Source organism: Bartonella vinsonii subsp. berkhoffii ATCC 51672 (assembly GCF_902825225.1).
In the GTDB taxonomy this organism is placed as follows: Bacteria; Pseudomonadota; Alphaproteobacteria; order Rhizobiales; family Rhizobiaceae; genus Bartonella; species Bartonella berkhoffii.
Genome location: NZ_CADEAK010000002.1, coordinates 33,359 through 58,024, shown reverse-complemented (window position 1 = coordinate 58,024; position 24,666 = coordinate 33,359). Strand labels below are relative to the sequence as shown.

At 40.4% G+C, this 24,666-nt stretch carries 21 protein-coding genes, 1 tRNA gene and 2 pseudogenes; 10 read left to right on the top strand and 14 right to left on the bottom strand.

The window, feature by feature from the left end; genetic code table 11:
* The first annotated feature begins 288 nt into the window (after positions 1-288).
* The 6 genes from J7R10_RS01185 to glmM all read left to right on the top strand — a co-directional run bounded on the left by J7R10_RS01185 (position 289) and on the right by glmM (position 9,021).
* Positions 289-1,002 carry a DUF1013 domain-containing protein gene (locus J7R10_RS01185; protein ID WP_010705773.1) on the top strand — a complete coding sequence of 238 codons (714 nt, stop codon included), beginning with the start codon at positions 289-291 and terminating at the stop codon, positions 1,000-1,002.
* Positions 1,003-1,203: 201 nt separating this feature from the next.
* Positions 1,204-1,722 (top strand): peptidoglycan-associated lipoprotein Pal, encoded by a 519-nt coding sequence (gene pal, locus J7R10_RS01180; protein WP_010705772.1) that lies wholly within the window; start codon positions 1,204-1,206, stop codon positions 1,720-1,722.
* 92 nt (positions 1,723-1,814) lie between these two features.
* Positions 1,815-3,413 (top strand): tetratricopeptide repeat protein, encoded by a 1,599-nt coding sequence (locus J7R10_RS01175; protein ID WP_244428963.1) that lies wholly within the window; start codon positions 1,815-1,817, stop codon positions 3,411-3,413.
* Positions 3,403-4,914 carry a tRNA lysidine(34) synthetase TilS gene (gene tilS / locus J7R10_RS01170; RefSeq protein ID WP_010705770.1) on the top strand — a complete coding sequence of 504 codons (1,512 nt, stop codon included), beginning with the start codon at positions 3,403-3,405 and terminating at the stop codon, positions 4,912-4,914. Before J7R10_RS01175 ends, tilS begins: the two co-directional genes overlap by 11 nt.
* A 118-nt stretch (positions 4,915-5,032) precedes the next feature.
* Positions 5,033-7,207, top strand: a complete 2,175-nt coding sequence (ftsH, locus tag J7R10_RS01165) for an ATP-dependent zinc metalloprotease FtsH (RefSeq protein ID WP_010705769.1) — start codon at positions 5,033-5,035, stop codon at positions 7,205-7,207.
* A 434-nt stretch (positions 7,208-7,641) separates the two neighbouring features.
* The gene (gene glmM / locus J7R10_RS01160; protein WP_010705768.1) at positions 7,642-9,021 is read left to right on the top strand and encodes a phosphoglucosamine mutase; all 1,380 of its coding nucleotides are present in this window, start codon (positions 7,642-7,644) and stop codon (positions 9,019-9,021) included.
* A gap of 702 nt (positions 9,022-9,723) precedes the next feature.
* Here glmM and J7R10_RS01155 read toward each other — a convergent pair.
* Both J7R10_RS01155 and J7R10_RS01150 read right to left on the bottom strand, forming a co-directional pair.
* The gene (locus tag J7R10_RS01155; RefSeq protein WP_010705767.1) at positions 9,724-10,167 is read right to left on the bottom strand and encodes a phage holin family protein; all 444 of its coding nucleotides are present in this window, start codon (positions 10,165-10,167) and stop codon (positions 9,724-9,726) included.
* Between the two features lie 3 nt (positions 10,168-10,170).
* Positions 10,171-10,497: an ElaB/YgaM/YqjD family protein gene (locus J7R10_RS01150; protein WP_010705766.1), complete on the bottom strand. Its 327-nt coding sequence runs from the start codon at positions 10,495-10,497 to the stop codon at positions 10,171-10,173.
* Between the two features lie 611 nt (positions 10,498-11,108).
* Between J7R10_RS01150 and J7R10_RS01145 the strand changes: the two genes are divergently transcribed.
* Positions 11,109-11,969, top strand: coding sequence for a MotA/TolQ/ExbB proton channel family protein (locus J7R10_RS01145; RefSeq protein WP_010705765.1), 861 nt, complete (start codon positions 11,109-11,111; stop codon positions 11,967-11,969).
* Positions 11,966-12,547: a biopolymer transporter ExbD gene (locus tag J7R10_RS01140; RefSeq protein WP_010705764.1), complete on the top strand. Its 582-nt coding sequence runs from the start codon at positions 11,966-11,968 to the stop codon at positions 12,545-12,547. The genes J7R10_RS01145 and J7R10_RS01140 overlap by 4 nt, the downstream gene beginning before the upstream one ends.
* 460 nt (positions 12,548-13,007) lie before the next feature.
* Here J7R10_RS01140 and dut read toward each other — a convergent pair whose 3' ends face one another.
* The 6 genes and pseudogenes from dut to J7R10_RS01110 all read right to left on the bottom strand — a co-directional run bounded on the left by dut (position 13,008) and on the right by J7R10_RS01110 (position 19,061).
* Complete coding sequence (dut, locus tag J7R10_RS01135; protein ID WP_010705763.1) at positions 13,008-13,568, bottom strand: dUTP diphosphatase; 561 nt, start codon at positions 13,566-13,568, stop codon at positions 13,008-13,010.
* 144 nt (positions 13,569-13,712) lie between these two features.
* Positions 13,713-14,570: a VIT1/CCC1 transporter family protein gene (locus J7R10_RS01130; protein WP_010705762.1), complete on the bottom strand. Its 858-nt coding sequence runs from the start codon at positions 14,568-14,570 to the stop codon at positions 13,713-13,715.
* A gap of 992 nt (positions 14,571-15,562) precedes the next feature.
* Positions 15,563-15,853 carry a hypothetical protein gene (locus J7R10_RS01125; protein ID WP_010705761.1) on the bottom strand — a complete coding sequence of 97 codons (291 nt, stop codon included), beginning with the start codon at positions 15,851-15,853 and terminating at the stop codon, positions 15,563-15,565.
* A gap of 1,239 nt (positions 15,854-17,092) precedes the next feature.
* A pseudogene (locus J7R10_RS01120) lies at positions 17,093-17,619 on the bottom strand (type II toxin-antitoxin system PemK/MazF family toxin).
* A 248-nt stretch (positions 17,620-17,867) separates the two neighbouring features.
* The gene (locus J7R10_RS01115) at positions 17,868-18,440 is read right to left on the bottom strand and encodes a disulfide bond formation protein B (protein WP_010705760.1); all 573 of its coding nucleotides are present in this window, start codon (positions 18,438-18,440) and stop codon (positions 17,868-17,870) included.
* 12 nt (positions 18,441-18,452) lie between these two features.
* Complete coding sequence (locus J7R10_RS01110; RefSeq protein WP_010705759.1) at positions 18,453-19,061, bottom strand: YqaA family protein; 609 nt, start codon at positions 19,059-19,061, stop codon at positions 18,453-18,455.
* Between the two features lie 208 nt (positions 19,062-19,269).
* Here J7R10_RS01110 and J7R10_RS01105 point away from each other — a divergent pair.
* Positions 19,270-19,354, top strand: a tRNA-Leu gene (locus tag J7R10_RS01105).
* Between the two features lie 773 nt (positions 19,355-20,127).
* Positions 20,128-20,313, top strand: coding sequence for a hypothetical protein (locus J7R10_RS01100; RefSeq protein ID WP_155806784.1), 186 nt, complete (start codon positions 20,128-20,130; stop codon positions 20,311-20,313).
* Between the two features lie 77 nt (positions 20,314-20,390).
* Here the strand turns inward: J7R10_RS01100 and J7R10_RS01095 are convergent, their stop codons facing one another.
* From J7R10_RS01095 to J7R10_RS01075, 6 genes and pseudogenes are all read right to left on the bottom strand, one after another.
* Positions 20,391-21,263: an outer membrane protein gene (locus J7R10_RS01095; RefSeq protein ID WP_010705758.1), complete on the bottom strand. Its 873-nt coding sequence runs from the start codon at positions 21,261-21,263 to the stop codon at positions 20,391-20,393.
* Between the two features lie 220 nt (positions 21,264-21,483).
* Positions 21,484-21,702 carry a hypothetical protein gene (locus J7R10_RS01090; RefSeq protein ID WP_010705757.1) on the bottom strand — a complete coding sequence of 73 codons (219 nt, stop codon included), beginning with the start codon at positions 21,700-21,702 and terminating at the stop codon, positions 21,484-21,486.
* A complete protein-coding gene (locus tag J7R10_RS09765; protein ID WP_026501459.1) occupies positions 21,695-21,901 on the bottom strand; it encodes a hypothetical protein in 207 nt (68 codons plus the stop codon). Before J7R10_RS09765 ends, J7R10_RS01090 begins: the two co-directional genes overlap by 8 nt.
* Complete coding sequence (locus J7R10_RS01085) at positions 21,834-22,061, bottom strand: hypothetical protein (protein WP_010705756.1); 228 nt, start codon at positions 22,059-22,061, stop codon at positions 21,834-21,836. Before J7R10_RS01085 ends, J7R10_RS09765 begins: the two co-directional genes overlap by 68 nt.
* Positions 22,062-22,448: 387 nt before the next feature.
* Entirely contained in the window at positions 22,449-23,111 is a 663-nt protein-coding gene (locus J7R10_RS01080) for a lysozyme (RefSeq protein ID WP_010705755.1), read from the bottom strand.
* A gap of 596 nt (positions 23,112-23,707) precedes the next feature.
* Positions 23,708-24,405, bottom strand: a pseudogene (locus tag J7R10_RS01075) (YopJ/AvrA family T3SS effector serine/threonine acetyltransferase).
* Positions 24,406-24,666 lie beyond the last annotated feature (261 nt).

The window sequence follows — 24,666 nt, the reverse complement described above, 5'->3', positions numbered from 1 at the left end:
AGTGATCAAATAAACCCTTTATAAGAAAATTCACTTTAAAGGTAAAGACACTCTGTTGAGGATCATTACAGGACAGATGTCTTGTCGTTCATGAAAAATCAGGCTATAAAGAATATAATTTCATGGCAAAAATGGTTTACTCCTAAAATGGTTTACTCCATATCTTGCTTTAAATTGAAGAGTGGGTGAAAAAGCCTGACGTGTAAGAAAAAGTTCTAATGCTCTACAGGGAGCAATAACCTGCCTCAAGAATGCTATAAAGAGGCAAAGTGAGAGGATATTATAGAGATGGCAACGCAACTTTTGATGCCCAAAGCGACAGCTGTTTGGCTGGTTGATAACACTGCTCTTTCTTTTGACCAGATTGCAGAATTTTGTAAATTGCACGTGTTGGAAGTAAAAGCTATTGCCGATGGCGAAGCAGCCCATGGTATTAAAGGTCTCAATCCCATTAATTCTGGACAATTGACGCGCAGTGAAATTGCACGCGTCGAGGCGGATAAAAATGCACGCTTAAAAATTTCCGAATCCAGAGTCCACATTCCGGAAAAAAGACGAAAGGGTGCACGTTATATTCCTCTTTCCCGACGTCAGGATCGTCCAAATGGTATCTTGTGGTTGGTGACAAACCATCCTGAGTTGAAAGATGCACAGATTGCACGGTTAATTGGAACAACAAAAGCAACTATCGAACAAATTCGTCATAGAACCCATTGGAATAGCGCTAATTTGGTTTCTCTCGATCCTGTGGGATTGGGGCTTTGTTCACAAATTGATTTGGATTTTGAACTCCAGCGGGTTGCAAAAAATCGCCCTGCTTCTGTAGAGGGAGATGTGTCTTTGCTTCCAGCATCAGTGACAGAAAATGCTGCTTTTAATAAAGATTTTGGGGAAAATCAGGGAGACGAGCAGAGAGAACATGATCCTCACAAGAATTTTGATGCCGGTAAGGTTTTTGCGAAACTGAATGCTTTGCAGAAAAGCCAGCAGGATGACATATGACAGGGTGATAGAGAGATAGTGTAAGCGCTGTTGTCGTTGGTTCTGAAAGGCTGTAAATGAAGAAAAACAGCGAAATTTAAAAATGATGAATGGGAAAGAATGAAAGAAAATTTCTGTTTCATTAGGAATTAATGATTATTCTTAAAGCACTCTTGAAAGAAGCTATTCTTTCAATATTTATTCATTAAGGAGAATCACTCTATGCGCTCTATTAAAAATGTATCCTTTCATCCCTTAGCTGTTGTCTTGGTTTTCTCATTGTCTTTGGTTGGTTGTGGCAAAAGTCATGTGGGGGGACCAAACGGTATGAACAGTTCTTATTGGAAGGATGGTTTTCATCAGTCCTCTCCAGGTTCGGGACGGGAATTTGCTGTTAACGTTGGAGATCGCGTTTTCTTTAGTCTTGATTCTTCTTCAATTGAGCCTGATGCTGAACGTGTTTTAATGCGCCAAGCAGAATGGTTGCTTCGCTATCCTTATCATTCTATTATGATTGAAGGTCATGCCGATGAGCGAGGAACGCGTGAATATAATTTGGCACTTGGACAGCGTCGTGCTGTTGCTGTGCGTGATTATTTGGTTTCTCTTGGTGTGTCTGCGCAACGGATTCAAACGATTTCTTATGGAAAAGAAAGACCTGTTGCAGTGTGTGATGATATTTCTTGTTGGAACCAAAATCGGCGTGCTGTTACAACGCTTCATAACATGAACGGTAATTAGAAGAAATGGTTTCTCTAAACGATTGGATTAGCTTTTGAGGGGAGAAAAATATGAGATTGTGTTGTAAGAAAAATTGGAAACCTCTTTTTTGTATGGTAGTTCTCATAGTTTGTTTTGCTTCCTCTGCTCAAAGTGCAGCGCGAAAAGCTTCCCAATACTCTCCATCCGATAAGGCTTCTACTGTGGCGAATGAAACTGCTCCTGCTGCGGATAAGGCTGTTGAGGCGGTGAAAGAGGTTGCCCCTGCTGCGGACAAGGCTGTTGAAGCGGTGAAGGAGGTTGCGCCTGCTGCGGACAAGGCTGTTGAAGCGGTGAAAGAGGTTGCGCCTGCTGCGGACAAGGCTGTTGAAGCGGTGAAAGAGGTTGCGCCTGCTGCGGAGAAGGCTGTTGAGGAGGTGAAAGAGGCTGCCCCTGCTGCGGACAAGGCTGTTGAAGCGGTGAAGGAGGTTGCGCCTGCTGCGGACAAGGCTGTTGAAGCGGTGAAGGAGGTTGCGCCTGCTGCGGACAAGGCTGTTGAAGCGGTGAAGGAGGTTGCGCCTGCTGCGGATAAGGCTGTTGAGGCGGTGAAGGAGGTTGCGCCTGCTGCGGATAAGGCTGTTGAGGCGGTGAAAGAGGCTGCCCCTGCTGCGGACAAGGCTGTTGAAGCGGTGAAGGAGGTTGCGCCTGCTGCGGACAAGGCTGTTGAGGAGGTGAAAGAGGTTGCGCCTGCTGCGGACAAGGCTGTTGAGGAGGTGAAGGAGGTTGCGCCTGCTGCGGACAAGGCTGTTGAGGAGGTGAAGGAGGTTGCGCCTGCTGCGGACAAGGCTGTTGAGGTGGATGAAGGTCCCTCTTTTCAGGGGATGATTCAAAGTCGAGAGTTTATTTTACAAAATCAGAAGGATTTTTTTAAAGATTATGATTTGGATAAACTCTTGCAAAGAATACGAACGGTGCTGGAGCATCATGATTTGAAAAATGTCAAAAAGCAATTTCACCAGCTTTTTGATAAAAAAGATTCTTCTGTTTATTCTTGTGCTTTTGAGAGCGCTGTTTTGGATGAAAACGTGCAGATTGCAAAGGAAGGGATGGTTCAGGAGCAGAACACAAAGGAGGTTCAAGACAGTGTTGCTCAAGACAGGATGACACATGTGGAGAGTTATGAAAGCCGTTTACAGGAAATCTATGGTCACGTGCAAAAAACAGACGAAAATCTGAAGGAAGAGCATAAAGATGCAAAGGAAACAGGAGAGCGTTTGGAGGAAAGCCGTTTAGAGAAGATTCATGAACAAGCAGAGTACTTCGATTCCCATCAGGGCGAAGATTCTTCGCTTCTTTCTGCCAAAGAATTGTATAAAAAAGGCTATAATTTACTTCTTTCTGCCAATTATGTTGATGCTGAAAAAGCTTTTTGCACTTTTCAACAGCATTATAAAAAAGATCCTTTGCATGATGATGCTTTGTTTTGGTTGGCAGAAGCTTTGTTAGGACAAAAACGCTATCATGAAGCAGCACAAGTTTATCTTAACGCATGGTATACAGATAAAAAAGAGCTCTACTTCTCTGAGATTTTGCTGAAATTAGCAATCAGTATGGTTGCTCTTGAACAGAACAAAGAGGTTTGTACGCTTGCTGCGAAACAATCAAAAGAAACGTTAGAGTCCGTCTTTTGTAAACCTGTTAAAAGGAGCGGAGTCAGTCACGGTGGGCATTAGGCTAGCAGGAAATCTCTTTAAGATATCGGATTTTATCCAATGTCAAAAGGTGATTCTTGCAGTTTCAGGAGGAAGTGATTCTCTGGCTTTGCTGTTTTTGGTCAAAGACCATTTAAAAACGCTTTCTGTTCCTCCCGAAATCATTGCTGTTACTGTTGATCATCAATTGCGTAAAGAATCAGCCCGTGAAGCTTCTATTGTTGCAGAAATTTGTCGTGCCCATCACATTAAACACATCATTGTGCGATGGGAAGGCAAAAAGCCAAAGACGCATATCGCTTCAAGTGCTCGTATTGCCCGCTATAATCTCTTGTTTAAAGAAGCGCAAAAACAAGGTGCAACACTTATTATGACAGGGCATACGCTTAATGATCAGGCTGAAACCTATCAGATGCGGTACCAGCGTCTTTCAAAAAGTCTCAATGTTTTGCCATGTGAAGCCTTTGAGGGTATGTGGGATGGGGGTGATGCTCGTAACACTGGGGGTGTTTTACAGCGTGGGGCTTTTGAGGGCATGCAGGATGGGGGAGAGGCTAGAGACAGTGGAGAAAATATTGCGCAAAAAAATTGTCTTCTTGGTGAAAATGATGGGTTAATCTATGCGCGTGGTTTATCCTGTATTCCGCGTGAGGCGTTGTTGCTTCGAAAAATACGCTTGATTCGTCCGCTCCTTGGTGTAAAGCGCAAAACATTACGGACTTATTTGCGTCTACAGGGAAAAACGTGGATTGATGATCCAACAAATGAAGATTTTAATTTTGAGCGTGTGCGGGTGCGTCACTCTCTTCATCCCCAAAAGCTTAACGGTATCGCCCAAAGGGTGCATGAAGCTACACTGAAACGTTGTCAACAAGCACAAATTGTTGCCGATTTGATTTTGGCTCTCGATATCGCTGTTGAATATGGACGGTGTTTTATTGCAAAGCCTGCGCCATTCTTACAAAAACATCCAAGTTTTCCTTTTGTTGTTGGGCTCTTTGCGGTGTTAATGGGAGGGAGCTCTTATTTGCTTCCTGCTCAAAAATTGATCACTCTTGTTCAAAAGCTTTGTCTCAATTCTTCCCAAAAGCAGCGCTTTACTCTGGCTGGATCGGTTATCGAATATAATAAAAACGGAATTGCTCTTTGGCGCGAATCTCGTAACATGAAAGAGGTGCTTGTTGCACCCAGTAAAACTTTTTTATGGGATGGACGCTATCGGATTACCAATCATGGAACCGATGCCATAAAAGTTGGAGCAGCGGGTTTGGAACAGCTGAAAGCTTTACTGCAAAACAGCAATTTCGATCTTGAAAATCCCCATTTTCCCTCTTTACAGTCGTTGCTGATGCTCTCAAATGATAAAGGATGTGATATTCCAGAGTTGCCTTTTCAAGCTGTTTTACATCAAAATGTTACTGTAAGGCGGATTATGGCTCCTTTTGATTGGCTGTTGTCGTGCGAAGATGTCACTCTTGTGCGTGTTGTGGAATCTTTTTTTAAGATTGATGTGAAAAGATAAAGAAAAATTGCCCTAAAAGACAATAAACATTCTCTCATCCCTTGGCAAGGGACAGACAAGGTTATATGTTAAGGGGAACTATTAAAAATCTAGATTTGATTAAAAGTGTGGGCCGAATATGAATTCCAATTACCGCTCTCTCCTCATTTGGGGAGTTATTGCCTTAATTTTGATTGTGTCGTTTTCTCTCTTTAATGGAGATAGCCAACGCTCTGGAGGAGGAGAGGTCTCCTATTCTGAATTTTTGCGAAAAGTTGAGAATAATGAGCTGAAATCTGTGACTATTCAAGGGCAAAAGTTAACAGGGCAAACCATTGAACACAGGGTTGTTTCAACCTATGCTCCTCGAGATCCAGGTTTGATAGAAAAATTGGAAAACAGAAATGTCAATGTCAAAGCTATTCCCGAAAGCTCTGGCAATAGTATTTTCCTCAATCTTCTCTTTTCCTTGTTGCCTGTATTTATTATCGTTGGAGCGTGGGTCTTTTTTATGCGACAAATGCAAAATGGATCACGCGGCGCTATGGGATTTGGCAAATCAAAAGCAAAATTGCTTAGTGAAGCACAAGGGCGTGTGACTTTTCAAGATGTGGCTGGTGTTGAAGAAGCAAAGCAAGATTTACAGGAAATTGTCGAATTTTTACGTGAACCCCAAAAATTTCAACGCCTAGGAGGGCGTATCCCGAGAGGTGTTTTGCTTGTTGGTCCTCCAGGAACGGGAAAAACCTTGCTTGCACGCTCGGTGGCGGGGGAAGCCAATGTGCCGTTCTTTACCATTTCAGGATCGGACTTTGTCGAAATGTTTGTTGGTGTGGGCGCTAGCCGTGTGCGCGATATGTTTGAACAGGCGAAAAAAAATGCACCTTGCATTATCTTTATCGACGAAATCGACGCTGTTGGACGTCATCGTGGTGCTGGACTTGGCGGGGGAAATGATGAACGTGAGCAAACTTTAAACCAGTTGCTGGTTGAAATGGATGGTTTTGAACCCAATGAAAGTATTATTCTCATTGCTGCAACAAACCGTCCTGATGTGCTCGACCCTGCTTTGTTAAGACCTGGGCGGTTTGATCGACAAGTTGTCGTGCCAAACCCTGATGTTTCTGGGCGTGAGCAAATCTTAAAAGTCCATGTGCGCAATGTTCCTTTAGCTCCTAATGTTGATCTGAAAGTGCTTGCAAGGGGGACACCAGGATTTTCTGGGGCTGATTTGATGAATCTTGTTAATGAAGCTGCTCTTATGGCTGCTAGCCGCAATAAAAGAGTCGTAACAATGCAAGAGTTTGAAGATGCCAAAGATAAGGTGATGATGGGCGCTGAACGTCGTTCAACCGCTATGACACAAGAAGAAAAAGAACTTACCGCTTATCACGAAGCAGGACATGCTATCGTAGCACTCAATGTGCCTGTTGCTGATCCTGTCCATAAGGCAACAATCGTGCCAAGGGGACGAGCGCTGGGAATGGTGATGCAATTGCCTGAAGGGGATCGCTATTCCATGAGTTATCGGTGGATGATTTCTCGTCTGGCTATTATGATGGGTGGGCGTGTGGCAGAGGAATTGAAATTCGGAAAGGACAATATCACTTCTGGTGCTTCTTCTGATATTGAACAAGCGACAAAGTTAGCACGCGCGATGATTACACGGTGGGGCTTTTCTGATCTCCTTGGAAATGTTGCCTATGGTGATAATCAGGATGAAGTCTTTTTAGGACATTCTGTTGCACGGACACAAAATGTCTCTGAAGAAACAGCACGCATGATCGATATGGAAGTGCGTAAGCTTATTGATGATGCTTATAAAAGTGCTACAAGAATTCTGAAAGAAAAAAAGAAACAATGGTTTGCCCTTGCTCAAGGCTTGTTGGAATATGAGACTTTAACGGGCGCTGAAATTAGCGAAGTTATCGCAGGAAAGCCTCCTTCACGGACACAGAAAGATGAGACTACTGCTCCTCGCACATCTTCTGTTCCGAAAACTGGAGCAATGAAGACGAAATCTCCTAAAACAATGGCGGATAAAACAGACGCTGATGATGTTCGTAAAATGAATGCCGATAAGGGAGAGATGGGAAAAGCAGAGGAAAAAGTTGGAAAGGCAACAACAAAATCCAGTGAAGAGCAATCTCAGGATGCTGCGTTGAAAAAAGCCCAATCTCAGGGCGTTGTGAAAAAAACACAAAGCGCAAAAAATTCCACAAAAGCAGTCAATCACTCTAAAGGTAAAGAAAGCACTGATAAAAAATCAAGTGCTATGAGACGTGATAAAGGAGTGCCTTCTAACGACGCTTGAGTGGTCATGTTTTGGGAAAAAATCTGAAAAAATTCTTTGAAAAGGCGTAAGCAATGCTTGCGCCTTCACAACAATATTGGGGAGGATACGGAAATGGAGGCGTTGATGGTTGGTGAGCTTGCGGTGTGTGAGGATAGGGGTGTTTGGGAGAGGGATTGTTTTTAGGATGGTCTTTTGAAAAAGCACTTTTTCATTTTGTTTAAAGGGTTCGTTTAGATAAGGCCTGTAAGAGGATAATATCGCTTCATGTATGGGATGTGAAAGCATAATTGCGTGGTTGTTGGTGGAATCAAAAATTTTTTCTGGGGAGTGGATATAGTCGTGTGTTTTGATTTTCTGAAAGTCTGTAAGTGATCGACAGGAGTGATTGCGCTGTATTAAGAGTTTCTACTCTGTTCTAACTGCAAGAAAACAAGAGTGTAAAGGAAAGAGGGATGGCACAAAAATATTTTGGTACTGATGGCATTCGAGGGAAAGCCAATTCTTTTCCCATGACACCAGATTTTGCTATGAAAGTGGGGATGGCTGTGGGCGTATTATTTCGCTCACAACGCCAGTCGCGTCGTGTGGTGATTGGAAAGGATACAAGATTATCTGGTTATATGTTGGAAAATGCTTTGGTTTCAGGATTTACCGCTGCTGGTATGGAGGCTTTCTTGTTGGGACCTGTGCCAACACCTGCTGTTTCTATGCTTTGTCGCTCGTTGCGCGCTGATCTTGGCGTGATGATTTCTGCTTCTCATAATCCCTTCTATGATAATGGAATTAAACTTTTTGGTCCTGATGGTTTTAAGCTTTCTGATGATATGGAAGCAAAAATTGAGCAATTGATCGATACTGATCTCTCAAAATCCTTAGCAAGCTCTGCCGAAATTGGCTATGCAAAACGCGTCGAGGGTGATATTTATCGTTATATCGAATATGCAAAACGAACTTTGCCACGCGATGTTCGGCTGGATGCTGTGCGTATCGTGGTCGATTGCGCCAATGGGGCTGCTTATAAAGCTGCTCCACGGGCTTTGTGGGAATTGGGAGCAGAGGTTTTTGCTATTCATGATACTCCAAATGGAACCAATATTAACCAAAAATGTGGTTCAACCGATTTGGCTTCTTTAAAACAAAAAGTTCATGAAGTGCGTGCGGATGTGGGGATTGCTCTCGATGGGGATGGTGATCGTGTGCTCTTTGTTGATGAAAAAGCACAAACCATTGATGGAGATCAGTTGATTGCTGTGATTGCTGAACATTGGCATAAAACGGGACGGTTACAGCATAACGGTGTTGTTACAACCATTATGTCAAATCTTGGACTCGAGCGTTTCTTAAACAATAAAGGCTTGGAGCTTGTTCGGACAAATGTGGGAGATCGCTATGTGGTCGAAGCAATGCGCCAAAAGGGATATAATGTCGGTGGTGAAGCTTCTGGGCATATTGTGCTTAGTGATTTTGGTACAACGGGTGATGGGCTGGTGGCTGCTTTGCAGATCTTAGCCTGTATGCGAGAAAGTCAAACCCCTATGAGTCTCCTCTGTAAGCGATTTGAGCCAGTACCGCAAATTTTGAAAAATGTCAGGGTTAAAAATAAAAATCTTTTGAAAAAAAATCCGGTTAAAACGGCAATTGATCAAGCAACACAACGTTTGGGAAAAGAGGCACGATTGGTTATTCGTGCTTCTGGAACCGAGCCGGTTATCCGCATTATGGCTGAAGGTGATGAACGAGAAACTCTCAACACTGTTGTGACAGAATTGATGGATGTGATTACACATCATGATAGCTTTTCAAAGGGCGATTCTGCCGCTGAGGAAGTCTGAATCCTTTTATAAAATCTGTTGAGTCATGAAGAAATATTTTTGGTAAAAGAGCATGGCTGATGCTTTTTTTTTAAAAGCGGGCTGGGGATTTGTTGTGTCTGAAGGCAATCAATAGAAAAGAAAGCAAGAAAAAGAGATGGCGTGTGTTTGAGAAGAAAGCATACTCTTAAAAAAGAGGATTTTGCACATTTGCTGATACCTTGTTGAAGAGAGGCTCTTGAAACAGAGCTTCTTGCACTATGCCTGAAGGATACGATACTTGAGGAATACAATGTCTGAAGGGGAGGGGCAGACAGTTTTTGAGATTCTCGTGATGGAGAGGGTGGATTTTTAATCCTCATGATATTGATCAGATGTGCTTTCAAAAGGATGTACGAGAAGCTTGGTTGTTGATGCGTGTCATCTTTGTTGAAAGCTGCAGATGCTCTTTGATCGTTTACGCAATAATCTTTGAGATTTGCTCTTAGACCCCTTGCTGCTCCTCTTATCGAATATTCTGATTATTTTATCATGTTTATTATAATAAAAGTGTAAAATGATGTGGTTTGGTTGTTTATTCTTCGGCTGTGAGAATGTTCCCCCTTAAGAACGAATGCTGCTTTTACTTTGTGAAGAGAGAGAAGTGAATGGGAAACAAAAATGGTGTTTTCTCTCAATTGAGGGAAAACACCGGGGGAGGGTAGGAGTGCACAATTGCATATCTTAATCTGAAAGGCGGTCTTTTTTGTCTTTTTTCCACAGAAAATAGGTTGCAAGCCCAAGAACTGGAACGCTCAATTTGGCAAAGGGAAGATTCCGGCTTAAAAGCGCAATGCTGGAAAGAGTTGCTTCTGTCATAAGTTCATGACGTTGTTCTTCTGACTTCTTTTGTTCATTGTAGCGTTGAGAAGTCTTAAGAATGCGGACAATAACAAATCCTAAGCCGGCAAGAACAAGCCAAATAAAAAACATTGTGGTGGCTGCTGCAAAGGGATTCATAATCCAACATAATGCAATAAAACCCATCATACATAAAAAAAGTAACGACATGAACAAGGAAATGCCGATAATACCACAGCAAATTGCTTGAAGGCGTACTTGCTTGACGGTGTTTTTGAGCCCTCCACCGACAAGATGGTTTAAAAGGGGAGCGATAAACTTATGCATTGCTTAACGACGCAATAATTGAGAAAGAATAAAACCAATACCCGCTGCAAACAAAACGCTTTTATTCGGATTTTTACGAACATATTGATTCATGTTTTGTTCAAGATCGCCGATTTTGTCTTTTGCTTGAGAGAGAATATCTCCACTGCTATCCTTTGCTGTCTTATACAGTTCTTCGGCTTTATTTTTGGCTTTGTTTAATTTGCTTGCACCAAGATCTGCTAGTGTTGAAGTGACTTCTGAAACGTCATTGTGTAACTTATCAAATTGTCTTTGTGGATCTTTTTTTGCTGTCATTTTACGATTCTCCGTTGTTTTATTGTTTGCCATGATGTTATTTCCCTTTCTTGATTCATCCTTGTTCCGTATGTCTGTTCATGGGGACTCTTTGCATTGGAGTAAAATTTTCACTGCTTTTGTAACGCCAAACGGTTTTTTTAGTTCCCTCTCTTTTTCAATTTAAAAATATTTTGAAGCCATAAGTCTTTATTTGCCTTTAAGGCCTGTTTTGCCTGTGAGGGGGGGGGATGATATGAAGGGTTGTGATGTGAGGGGTTGTGAAACCCCTTGGGAAAAAGTCTAGAAAAGTTTCTTCAGTACTGCTTTACGGTTATGGAGGAGAGATCCCCCGATGCGTTTTCACCTCTCTCTTGTTGTTTACGCTTTGATGAGGGTGGTTTGTTCGTTAAGTCATTGTGGACAATAAACGTATTTTTCCCATAAATTTATTCTTATTCGTGTGGAGAAAAATTTCTTGAAATATTCCTCTTGAAAGAGAGGTTTTTTGAAATAAAACTATACTTGATTTATCAAGTTTTATTTTTTAGACTAAACACGAAGTGATGTTATAGAGGCACGTGGCATTGTGGAAGGGTAATGCTGCTGAGTTTGATGACACAGCTTTAAGACACGAGTGAAGTCTATAACGGTGTGAGACAGAAATGGAATCTAAGACAGTACCCTTAGAAAGCACGTCTGCTGTATTTACAGCGCATGATCTTTCTCCTTTTTCTATGTTTATGGCGGCTGATTTTGTTGTAAAATCCGTTATCGTTCTTTTGTTGTTGGCTTCTCTTGCTTCTTGGACAATTGCTTTTGTCAAAATCATTGAGATTACTTTGGCAAAACGAAGAGTGCGGCAAGAACTTCATTTGGCTCTTCATGCGCAGACTCTCACGCGTTTGGCTGCTAGCTTAAAAGAAAGCAAAGGAGCTGGTGTGTTCTTCCTTAAGCAGGTTTTACAAGAAGTCTATCTTTCTACACAGCAGGTGCGTTTTATGGGCTCTGAAGGGGAGGGTGAAAGAACTGGTGCAAGACAGGAAACACCCGCCGTTGCCCATGAAGGACTCCTCTTCTTTGAGGAGATTGATCGGTATGATGAGGGGGGGGGCGATATTGATATGAATGAGGGCGTAAAGGAGAGGGTGCATTCGCTTTTGTCACGCTGCTTGCTGGCTGCTACGCGCCGTGTGGCATGTGGGAGTGCTGTTCTGGCAACCATTGGTGCTATTGCTCCTTTTGTTGGTCTCTTTGCTACCGTTTGGGGAATTATGAATTCTTTTATTGGTATAGCCCAATCTCAAACCACGCGGCTTGATGTGGTTGCTCCTGGAATTGCTGAAGCTTTGCTTGCAACAGCCATCGGGTTGTTTGTGGCTATTCCCGCTGTTGTGATGTATAATAGCCTTATGCGTGCTCTGAGTGGTTATCGCAATGATTTGGGCGATATTGCTGCGGCGATTGAAAGGCTCTTAAGCCGTGAACTTGATAGACACCGTCAACAGAAAAGTCATAAAAAATGAAAGCAGACTTTCAGGATAATTGGGAAAGTGATGACAGTGGGTTGCACAATGAGATCAATGTAACCCCTTTTATTGATGTTGTTCTGGTGTTGCTTATTGTTTTTATGGTTGCAGCACCTTTGGCAACATCTGTTATTCCGGTTCAACTTCCTTCTATCACCCAAGCACCCTCTGCGGTTCAACCTGATGAGCCTCTTTATGTGACTTTGCAAAAAGATCGTTCGCTTTATGTTGGTGAGAATCTTATTGGTCAAACAGCATTTGTCGAAGCTTTGCTAAAGGCAACAGAGCAAAATCGAGAGACAAAAATTTTGATCAAAGCCGATAACGAAATCGATTATGGCGCTGTCGTGGATTTGCTTAATCAAATACGGATGGCTGGATATACTAAAGTGGGTCTTATGGGGTTGCAAAAATCTTCCAATGTTGCTGCAAAGGGAGCAACAAGTGAGGGAGGTATGGGGGCTATCAATGCGGGTGGAGTGAAGGTTACAGAAGGTGCGCGTGCGGTGGTAACGAGCGATGTGGTAAACACCAATCATTCTGTGATGGAATCTTTTTCTCCTGTAGAAGAATGAGATGTCCATAGAGCTTTGCCGCTTCTTTCTCTTTCAGTCTTTTTTGTGTACAAAAACCACCTTTTTCTCGTTTTTGGCTTCTCGATCTGTTGGAACCTTGGTTTTCTACATTGCTTTGGCTGCTCTCTTTTCCATTCGGTTCAATGACAAAAACATTGACTTGAATTTCTGGCATTGATCTGAATCACCGATACGATGACTGTTTATGCAATGCACATGCCATGCTCAATAAAAAAATCTTCTTGCTTCAAATGGATGAGAAGGACTTTTTCTTCATAATCAGCTTACTACACTCCATTGTTTTGAGTATGGAGCATGGTGATGGTGTGCTTTAAGATTGTAGAGCGTGGGTGTATTTCTGCTTTGTTTTTCAACCTTGAACTGAAGATGAAAAATCAGATCTTAAGGGCGCACTGCTGCTGTGAGGGTGCGCATTTCTCTTTTTTTGCTTGAGTGCTGTTTAAATTTGCCCTGTTGAACCAAAACCACCAGCACCTCTGCTTTTGGCAGCTTGGTTTTCTGCATTGTTTTGGGAGCTCTCGTTTTCATCCGGTTCAATTTCACAAACATTGACTTGAATCACCGGTGCGATAATGGTTTGCGCAATGCGCATACCACGCTCGATAGAAAAATCTTCTTGCCCCAAATTAATAAGAAGAACTTTCACCTCACCACGGTAATCGCTGTCAATTGTTCCTGGTGTGTTTAAACATGTGATGCCATGCTTTAAGGCTAAACCAGAGCGTGGTCGTATTTGTGCTTCAAAACCTGGCTGAAGATGAAAGATCAGACCCGTTGGAATAAGGGCACGTTGTCCCGGTGCGAGGACTACGGTTTCTCCTTCACCAAAGGCTGCGCGGAGATCAAGACCAGCAGAACCGGTTGTAGCATAGTGAGGAAGCTCTAAACCTTGTCCATGTTCAAGGCGCTGGACCGATAAAGTCACTTTTTGCGAAAGGTGAGGAGATGGGTTGGGTGAAAAAGGACTCTCTTGGTGGTTGTTCAGGTGCGTAGAAGGCATGGTCAAAGCATCTCCAAAATATAAAAAACAAACAGAGCTCTAACAAAAGAATCTTTTTAAAACAAGCAGTGAAAGACCTATCGATGGGGTGATGGTCTTCACTGCTTGTTTTATATGGTAAATGCTTATTTTCCATAATGCTTTTTAAATACTACCAATAAAGATACCCGTGGCAAAAACGAGCGCTCCGCCAATGATAACCTGTAAAGATGCACGCCAAAAAGGGGTCGACATAAATCTGTTTTGAATCCAGACGATAGCCCATAGTTCGAAAAAAACAATGATGAATGCAATGATTGTTGCAACGTAAAAAGAGTTGATCAAATAAGGAAGGGCATGGCCTAATCCCCCTAGCGTTGTCATAATACCACTGGCAAGGCCTCTTTTAAAGGGAGAACCACGACCGGATAACTTTCCATCATCATGGGCTGCTTCTGTAAATCCCATCGAAAGACCCGCGCCAATTGAAGCTGATAGCCCTATCAAAAAGGTTTGATGCGTATCACCCGTTGCAAAAGCAGCAGCAAAAATGGGGGCAAGAGTAGAAACAGAACCATCCATTAAACCTGCAAGACCAGGTTGAATCCACGTCAAAAGCAATTGCTTGTGTTTTTTCGATGGCTTTTGCGTGTCTTTATTTGTGTTTGCTACTGGTGTTTTTACTGCTGTGCGAGAGGAGGTGCTGGCAGGCTTGCTTGCTACAAGAGCTGGATGGTTGCAGAATGAACCTACCGCTCGCGCATGATTATTGCTGGCATAATGATTATGTGCACGATTATTACAAGAAAGGCAAAAAAGCTCCTTATAGTTCTCAAGCTCGTGCATGCCCATGGCTGCAAAAATCGCGGCTTGTTTGGGAGAATAAGATTGGAGAGCTTTTGCGTATTTTAAATAAAGAGAGGCATGTCTCTCTTTTGCTTTGAGCGTACGAATTATCATTTTTTGTGCTGAACGAAAGGACAGAGCTTTACGTTGTACAAATGAAAAAAACGATCTCAACATTTTCTGTTCCTTTGCACTTTAGAATAGTTCTAAGATATAAGATAATAAAAATGAAAGTCAATCCAAAATTTAAAAATTGGTAAAAGACAGTGTTGAAAAAAGCAGAATCTTGGTATGGTAAAATAAAATGAGGTAGGAGAAGTGGTAAAATTGTGGTTCTCAAAAATGCTCTTGATCGTGTTGGTTGCCCGTATTGCGCTGATTATGCTTCGGAATCCTGTCGAGGAATGATGTGGAGGAGATCGCTTTTCCTTTCTCAAAAGAGATTCATGAGAAAAAATGAAACAGTTGCGATCACTCAATTCTATTGAGTTCATATTGCTCTATAGGCAACACTTCTCTGATTTTTAAAAAACGCGTTTGTTCTTTGCGAGAAGTATGATGAATCATAGATTTGTGTGAGAGATCATTTCTGCGATGATATTAATAATAGTAAGAAGTTTTTGTGATAGGCGCTGTATGAACATTTATAATAACCATCGCAGAACGAAAGAGCTAAGTCACGGAATATTAATAAATTCTCTCAAGCTTTCGGATTCATTGCTTTCCTTGATATTGATCTTAAAGAGTCATTACGCATTCCACAAAACTTATAAGCAGGATAATTTGTAAAAAAGTGTATGAATCTTTCTGAGCAGAAAATCATTGTGAAAGGGGACTGTATTGTGCTGTTTTGCGTCTGAATTTATAAGATTACGGCACGTTAAAATTGCAAAACGCTGGGAGACATGTTTCTCGTTATTATGATATTTATGAAGCCATTGCCAAATGCGTATCCTTAATCTGAAAAAAAGAGATCATTTTTTATTTGCTATCACTCAAAATACAGTCAAAGAGTGCTTCATTTATAGCATTTCCTTTGTGGGAATATCACTGAGGAAACTTTATTTATTACGGTGAGGTGGGGGACAGTCAACAATATACATTGAATATAAAAAAGACATAAACTGTAATGTGAATTACAGTTTATGGTATTATATTAAGCAACCTTACTACTTAGAAGCATCAAACATTCTTTCATACCCTAGGTGAGTAGAGTTGAGTTTTCTCGTAAATAGGTAGGCAAGATACACAATAAGGCCCAAAATTTCTGCCTCTATTCCCGTTAAATCTGATACTTTTATAACACCTTTTTTAATACCCTTATTTTTTTCTGATATTATAGAAGTAAAATGAGACTCTTGAGAATGACTCTTCAAGGAATGCGCATGAACTCCTAAACTCTGGGAAAAGAAAAAGGCTATGATAACGCTATATAACACAAAATTTTTAAATATTTTCATGATAGTCACCTAATTTAAAAACTTTAATTAAAGTAAGTTTTTTAATTTTACCCTCTCAACAGAAAAAAAAGAATATTGTGGTATCCTATGACGCATCTTTTTACTCTCTGTCTAAGGTGTTTTTAATACAAAAGACTCAAATACACATTTTGTATTATTTTAACTCATTTCCATAGTTTATTGATTCTGTCAACTGGTTAATTTTTATTGTTAATTTCAATGATTAAGCTATAAATTCTGTTTTTAAATGAGAAAGTACTTTAAATTATCTTATTGTTTTTATTGTATTTCTTTAGATTTGTTTCTAACAAAACATCATCGCAACTATATATTTTTATCGAATTATTTTAAATATATAAAATGATTTTTATAAAAATACATAATATAATTTTAATGCACTATAAAGAGCGTATATTGTGTGTGAATTTTTCCTATTCTATAGTTCTCTACAAAATGCTTTGCATCATTGATGCAATTTTTAAGATATATTGCTGTGTGGAGTCATAGCTTTATGTTCCTATCGTAAAAAGACCGTTCTTTAGAGCGGTGATAGAGGGTTTGTGTTACGTGTTCTATTGGCTCATCAGCTGTAATCTGCTATGCAAACCGATATTATTGAAATGCTCTAAGAATCGTTGGCTCTCTTTCCCAAAATTGAGGTATTCAAGGATGGAGGAAGGTTTTGTGTCGTTTTTGTCTCAAATATTAATGCTTATTGCTCTCTTGTTCTTTTCAAAAAGAGAGATTTTTTCATTCGTATTGAGGGAAGTCAATGAGGAGATTGTGAGATCGAATCTCTTTTGGTAGATTTTAGCAATTGAACATTGCAAGAGTTGTCGTGATCAAGAAGTTCCCTCTTGTCGAGATTGTGAAAATGGTATTTTAACCTGAAAAGATATTTCTATTGTAGAAAATCTCTTATGTGACGGTATCGTAACTTTTTGTGCAATAATGATGGGAATGTACATTACGGTCATTTTCATTCAAAAAATTTCATCGGATTGAGAGTATCGATATCGTATTTTTTTCAGCCAATTTATAGAGATTTCAAAAGAGAATAGAGAATAAAGACCAAAGACATCTTTGAAGAGCTTGTAAGGCGTAGCTAAAAAACTTCTTAAAAGAACAGTAAAAATGACGAAAGGAGCAGTTGCCTACTCCTTCGTTCCTATCTTCCCTTGCGGGAAAGCGGCCACCATTTTTGATGCCGTGTATGCGGGTATATATATGCTTATTCTTTTAAAAAGTTAAGGGCCTTGGTAAATGTTTGAGCATCAGAGCGACAATTTTATGAAATTCTTCACTGGATATTCTTGGAACAGTCCGTGAGCAGCTTAAACGACTTACGGAAACTGTTGTGACATAATCGCAAATGATCCACGCTTTTTTATTCTCTATAGGAGATTGGAGCGGATATGCAGCCGAATTATCGGGCTGTGATTTCGTGGAAAAAGGCAAGACTGTGACATTTCCATATAATTTTGCATTCTTAGAGAGCACTAAAACAGGTCGCTTTTTCCAAAATTCAGGTAAGATCGCATCATGAGGAAAATCACACCAAAAAACTTGCCTAATGCGTGGTGCCGATTAAGGCGTGGTTTTATATGCGGTAGTTTTTTGTAAGGGGCATTCAAATCTCCTTTTTGTGTGTTTTCCCGCCATGCGTTATGATCATGCTCCATCATAACGCAGGGTTCTTCAAGTTGGCTTATATCGAAGGGAGGTGGTGAGAGGGGAGAAGGCGTTGTATTCTTATCTTCAGCCATAGTAGACTATTCATCTTTATCGGTCCCCTCACTTATTGTCTTATAGTTTTTCCGTTGCTGGTTTGTATCAAAATGTTTTTATAAATATAGAGAGGCAAAATCATAAAACGCATGCGTCGACATTTTTTATTTTTATGAGGACGCTTTTGGGGAAAACAGGCTTGTGTTGGGTGAGGGGGTGCTGCTGTTGAACGAGAGTGTTGGTGCTGGGGAGCACGGGGGCTTATGGTTTCACTCTTGTTTTGCCCTTATCGTTTTTTATAACTGAGAAGCCCTTTTGAAGCGACATAAAAACTGACAAGCATATAAAACAGACTTGTAACAACATTCCAACCGGCAAATGAGAGAAAAATAAAACGCATGGGTGCTTCAGAACAAGAGGGAGGATGGATATTGTTCAATCGGTTGAATAATTGGTTAACGTCTATTGTTCTTCTTATTGCTCCTACACCGCAACTGGGAGGAGCTGGCCAAAAACCATATTCAACACCCGCATGATATACCGCTAAAACAAGACTGATGCTCATAAGGACAAAAACACACCAAAATAAAAGTCGTACCCAAGAAAAAATGCGGGAAAATTGTGCTCCACAACCTGCTAAAATCAAAAAGGGTAGTGCGCTATAATAGGGCAAACGTTCAATGAGGCATAAATCACAAGGAAGATAGCCTCCAATATGTTCAAAACAAAGCGCTAGGATAACTGTAGCAGAAAGGCAAAAAGCGAGAAAAAAAGCCCATAAACCTAGCTCTTTCCTGCTTGGTTCAAGATAAAGATGCTTGTTCAAAAGAGTGAGATGAGAAGAGAAAATGTGTGTCATTGAGCGTGTTCCTTAAAATAAAAGGTGCCTGTTCACAAAAGCTATAAAAACTCCATAGACCAAGAGAAGGGTAACACAACCAATGAAGACAATCCATTTAAAATGCTTGACCAGAAAATTCATTGCTTGTTGTCCAAAACACTGAATGAGCCATGCAATAAGATAAAAACGAGCGCCACGAGCAAAAATACAGGTAAGAATGAAAATTTCAAGATGCACACCTATAACACCTGCCAAAATCGTGACAATCTTGATAGGAGGAAGGTGTAAAAAACCTGAAGTGATCAATAAAATGATAAGAAACTGCAGTGTTGCACTGCTTTTTAGTGTGTGAAAATTTTCAACTTGACCATAAAATTCCAAAATCGGTTTGGCAAGTGTGTCATAGGCAAAGTGCCCAATAAACCAACCGGCAATCCCCCCCAAAACAGAACATACAGTTGCAAGAAAGGCATAGCGATAAGCCTGCTTGGGATGGATAAGAAGCATCGGAATATACAAAACATCTATCGGAATTGGGAAAACAGAACTTTCAATAAAGGCAATGAACCCAAGCCAATGGGGTGCTGTACGCCGATTTGCTAAAGAAATCGTCCAAAGCTTTAGTCTATTCAATATCATGAGGGCTTTTATACCTCTTAGAGGTAAAGACTTTACAAATGATACTCCAAAAATGAAGTGGGGCAAAGACTTCCCAGAATGAATGGACAAAAATAATGCGAATTCTTAAAAAAACAGAAGTCTAGTGTTGACGAATCTGTTTCTCTTCATATAGAGCAAAGAGACAATGGACAAGTCTATTCTTTATGACAGTCCAGTATAGCAGTGTGCGGGTGTGGTGGAACTGGTAGACGCGCCAGACTCAAAATCTGGTTCCGAAAGGAGTGTCGGTTCGAGTCCGACCACCCGCACCACTTTGTGTTATACTTTATTTTCGGGTGTTTCTTCCTCGTTCTGTAAGATATCGTCGTTCAGAGTGGTGCATAAGATCCTCTTCACGCATAAAAAACTCTTCATGCGTATTTAAAAAAAACAATGTCTTTTTTGTTTGATGTTAGTTTCCTTTTGCATCAACGAAAGAGAGAAATGTGCGTTTATAGGAATATTCCAAGAGGTATATTCAGGAAAATCTTTCCCAAGTCTGTCAAGAGAATCGCATTTCATGGTTAGCAGCTGTTCCCCCCTTGAAAAAATCAATCTGTCATTGAAGTGTTAATGATTTAAGGGATTGTTGATGGTTTAAGAAACCTTATCTTTTAAGAAAAAGAGGGGTAAAAAAATCACCAAATTAAAAAAATCGACCGCTTTATGTAAAGGGCGCTCTTCTTGGCGGGTGAAGCTGTGATTGATGCAAAATTATACTCGGTTTCTTTTTCAAATGATGCGGTTCAAACGAGGAAGGCAAAAGAGAGGAAACGTGAGAGTTTGATATATCATTCTTATAGCTTTTCCAAGTGTATGAGGATTTTTGTTTTCCGTTTATAAAGACTTTTGCAAAAGGTGAGGAGATGGAAGAGCAAAACAATATCAACACCATTTTTGAAAATTACCAAAGCTCTTCTTGCTTATTGAGGGGCGGTTTTGACACAAAAACGTCTACAATACTGGATTTTAAACAACAATATGCTCTTTTGATCAGTATATCGCATCTATACCAGATATATCTTGACAAGTTTTAAATGCCATATTGTTTGCTTCAATCGCACAATCGCACAATCGCACAATCGCACAATCGCACAATCGCACAATCGCACAATCGCACAATCGCACAATCGCACAATCGCACAATCGCACAAATTTATTTGCGGATTTTATTCGGGAGCTTTTTCTTCCCCGCTATGATCACCACCATGAGGGCAGTTTTACAGCATAACTTTTACAGCAAAATAGAAACCCCGCCTGAGGCGGGGTTTCTTAGCCGTTTTATTTTGTTTTTAATCTTGCAATAAATTAGAATTTATAAGCTAAACCAACACGGAAATTATTGATTTTGGAGCTTATTTTAAGCGTATCGTCTGCAAATTTCTGTTTAGCAAAATCCGAATAACGATATTCTGCACGCATGATAACATTATCTGTCATTGCAAAATCAAGTCCACCACCCACTGTATAACCAACCATAGTTTGTGTTTCATCAAACACCTTGCCAGAAGCAAATATAAAAGATGGATCTTCGTATGATTTTGACAAAATTGACATGCTATATTGCATCTTTGCATAGGCTATACCACCAGCAATATAGGGCATCACACGATTTGCAGCAAAACCAATACGTATACGTATTGCACCAGACCATTGTTCTTTTAAAGTAACACTGCTTTGAACCAAGTCATCAATATTGGGTATTGTTTCATCAGAAGATTCAGGTCTGTTAATAGGAAGTCCAGCTTCTTTAAGGACAGCGTTAATAGAGTCTAACGCATCCTCATCTGAAATTCCTTTTTCGTCACCTGTTTTGGTGTCTTTCTTTCCAGAGCAAGTGATATCCGTATCAACACCGAAAACAAAGTTATCGCCAAGATCAATATTGGAACCCGCATAAAGACCCGCTATAAATCCTGATGGTTTGGGAGATAAGTTTTTATCAACCCAAGCCCATTTTTCAGTTGTTGCATCTTGAGCGTAATCTAAAGAGTTTTTACTTGAAAAACCACCAATGTGTCCTCCGAGATAAAGGCCAGTCCAAGAAAAAGGTGGAGCAACAATAATAACAGGTGAAATACTTGTTTTTGGTACTTGGGGAGTTATAATGTCTGCCGCTTGCGCGCTTGAAGTTGCCATTGAAGTGAGAAGCGATAATGTCGTTAAAATTTTTGTTTTCATAAAAATCCCTCTATTTCAAACACATAATGTATTATGCATAACGAAGTTAAAAAATCTATAATTAATATCATAATGAAATATTATTTGTAGCATTATTAATCACAAAAAAGATCATTGAACTCTTTAGGCATGTTTATCTCACTGAAAAATCGCAAATATTTTACGGCATATGTTTTGCGGTATAATGCAGTATCAGAGATAAGATGTTGAGGGTAAGTTTTTAGTGTTTTGAAAACCACTGTTTTAAATGGGCATAGATATTATCTATTGCCTCCATAAGACGAGAAAAATCGAGAATAAGCAAAAAGAGAAAAAAGGCTATCCACTTCATCAGGCGAGACATCATTTTCACACTTTGATAGGTGAGTATCATTTCTTGAAGCATCTCTTTTTCTGCTTCTGTAAGTTCGGTGTTTTTTTCTGTAGTTTTTCTAGCCATGTTTCCACCCACACAAGCGTTCACCTTGTTTATTATGTTTTAAGAGATCTCTTGCTAAGGTTGCGCTGATGACGTTTAAATCTTGCTGGCTTAAATAAATAGGTGTCCAACCAACGCAAGAAGATGCAACTTTATTTGTTGCGCAACCAGTGAGAGAGAGCATTACGCACATTATCATCACTTTTTTTGTTAATTTCATTTTCTACCTCAAGCCGTGTTGTTGCTGCCTTTAAAGTTTTTTCTGTTTGCTTTTGCTGTTCAGCCTTTTTTCCAAGAGTAAAAGCTCTTGCTAAAGCCATAAAAAAAGCGGCTAGAGCCGCACTTGTTACCATCAAATTTTTTTTTATCCACCACATCATAACTATTCCTTTTGAAAATGTTTAACAACAAAAATACCAGAATAGGCTGCTAAAACCACAATGCTAGCGAGTGTCCATTGGATGGGACTCTTGCCTGCTAAAAGCCGTCAAGAACCGAAGATAAATCTATGATCGGAGTAAGGCTTCTGCTCTGAGAGGATTGGTTGGCTTTTTGTTTTCATCCATAAAGATTATAAGCGTTACTCTCGAAAACGTTTAACGACAAAAATACCAGAGCAGGCTGCTAAAACCACAATGCTAGCGAGTGTCCATTGGATGGGACTCTTGCCTGCTAAAAGCCGTCAAGAACCGAAGATAAATCTATGATCGGAGTAAAGGCTTCTGCTCTGAGAGGATTGGTTGGCTTTTTGTTTTCATCCATAAAGATTATAAGCGTTGCTCCCGAAAGCGTTTGGCAACCAAGACAATGCCAGTACAAGCTGCTAAAATCATAATGGCAGCGAGTGCCCATTGGATGGGACCAGTGCCTGCTAAAAAGCCTCCAAGACCGGAGAAGGAACCAATAATTGGTGCAAGGGCTTCTGCTTTGAGAAGCGCCGTTGGTGCATTGGTTTCTACGGTTTGATAATTGGAGGAAACATATGCCCCTTTCGCCCATAAACCCGCCTCTGCTGCACGCCGGTGTGCGAGACCTTGAAGACGCTTCCCGCCTGCTTTGGTCCATTTCTGTAATTCGGATGGTACCGACTCATATTCACCGTTATTGAGTTTTTTTAACAGTGTGGAATTGCAGAAAGCTTCCGTTCCTACATTATAACAAAAGGACACTAACGCTGCGAATTGTTCATCCGTTAAGGAAACGCTAACAGTGCGTTCAACAGCATTCTCAAATTGTCTTAAATCTTGGCAAAGAAGTTCTTCTGCTTGTGTTTCACTGATTGTCATGCCTTCGTAAATAAAAGGTTTTCCGGCGGTGTTTGTATGTCCATAACCAATTGTCCACACCCCAATGGCATCTTTATAGGCATTTAAACGCAAACCTTCCCATTGTTTAATAAGTGCTAGTCCTTCTGATGATATTTTTCTCATATGCTTCTCCATAAAAAAAAGCCCCACTTTATGTGAGGCTGACTGACATCTTAAAAATGAACTTTTCTTCGTCTTTCAAGGAACAGAAGAGCAGTGAAAGAGTCATAAAACGAGCAATTTAGCTGTTGGTAAAACGGCCTATGATTGGTTTTTAAGCGATTGGTTAAAGGTGGTGCTTTAGTGGTATCTTGTTTGAGCGGTAGTAGGGAGGAAGTGGAGTTTATGGCATTCTAACAGCCCCTATAAAGTGGGGATTGTTGATGATTCTTGATGCGTAGCAGTTTGAGAGGGAAAGGTATCACTCTCAAGATTCTATGAGACGCGTTTTTAAAAGCATAGGCTTTTGCTAAAATAGGGAAGTTCTGCATCTTTCTGGAGAGATGTCTTGTCTTTAAAAATAACTCTAGAATTTATGAGAGAGCTTTAAGAGGTGCCATTTTTGAGATAAAAACTGTATGTTGCTTTAATAGCTAAGAGTTACAGTGTTTGTGTTTTATAAATCGCAAAAGCAGGAAAATTTGCTCATAGAAATACATTGAATTCCTAAACCGGAAAGTCGTGCCTTTACTTCTTTCCACCTATGCGCAATAACATTACTACATCATCAGAGATTTATATTCAGTGACTCTTTTTCTATGTGGCGAAACAGAGACATTTTTTCCTTCCTCTGTTGTCACTAAACTCTTCTTAAATCTCTCAGTAAGTGTTTCGCCTTTTTTGTTTACTTTTTCTTGTTCAGCCTCTGGATTTGATTGTACATATTTTTCAAGATGCCTTTTGCTTTGTGTGTGTTTGTAAAAGGTCACTGGAAGATATGGATCTACTTTATCAGGAGAGAGAGTAGTATTTGTTTTACATAACACGCCGTCAATATTATCTTTGTGCATTCTGGTCAATTTTTCAGTTGTGGTATGAAGCTTTTTGGCAAGAGCCAAACTGATGATTCCACATTCAGAGGCGCTGCGTTGAATATCCATCTCCACCTTAGAAAAATGATACTCAGGCAATGCATGTTGCACAGTGAGGTGTATTCTTACTGCCAACAAGAGTGGTATCTCACTGTTGAGCGTTGCCGGTTCAAAAGCTATGAGGGATGTCTTGCCCTCAATGGTTCTATGATCAATCACTACAGAATGGATTCCTCTCTCTCTGTCGTATTTACGATCAGTCTGGAAGATGAAATTCCATTTTTAATTGCTTCTTTTATTGATTGGGAAAGGTCGTGAGATGTCGTAATAAGTTTAAGATTTAATCCTTGATATTTACGATTGGCTTGGTCTATCAGAACTGGCATCAGTTTAAGATCTGTCTCTGCATAATGGTACCCGCCTTTGAACTATTTTCCGTCAGCAATATCACTTTCTAGCTCTGCAATAATCTCTTGCAATTTTTCATGCTGGAAGGGGATATTTTTTTCTTTTTCGATGTTGAGTTATGCTAAAGATGTAGGGAGACTGTTTAAGGGTTCATTGGCGATAGCACCTTCTTGCGGTTGTGATGAACTCTGCGCCGTGTTTTTTGAATCTTGTGGTTTCATACTCTAACCTCCATGTTA